Source organism: Streptococcus sp. 263_SSPC, assembly GCF_001071995.1.
Classification (GTDB): domain Bacteria; phylum Bacillota; class Bacilli; order Lactobacillales; family Aerococcaceae; genus Granulicatella.
Window position 1 is genome coordinate 1 of record NZ_JVNU01000008.1, and the last position, 314, is coordinate 314.

Genomic DNA, 314 nt, shown 5'->3' on the forward strand with positions numbered 1-314 from the left:
AAACAAGGAAAAGTACAAACGGGAACACCGAAGTTTACTGAAGGAGACGCAGAAGTTCCGTTGAAAGTGGACGCAGATCAACCAGCGAAATTCGTGATGAATGAAACTGCGGTAGTTGATACAACGATTGACGCTATGAAAGATGGCGAAAAAGTTGGGACTTACACGATTAATCCATTAACAGGTGAAGTAATCTTCACACCGAATAAAGATTTCGTAGGGACTCCAGATGCGGTGACCGTTCAAGTCAAAGACGAGAATGGAACTAGCGTAACGGCGAAGTATACGCCAACGGTTACGCCTGTGAAACCAAC

General features: G+C 44.6%; 1 protein-coding gene. It reads left to right on the forward strand.

Annotation, left to right across the window (positions count from 1 at the left end; translation table 11 throughout):
- A partial coding sequence (locus ADH02_RS00160; RefSeq protein ID WP_048781570.1) for an Ig-like domain-containing protein occupies positions 1-314 on the forward strand: 314 nt, incomplete at both ends.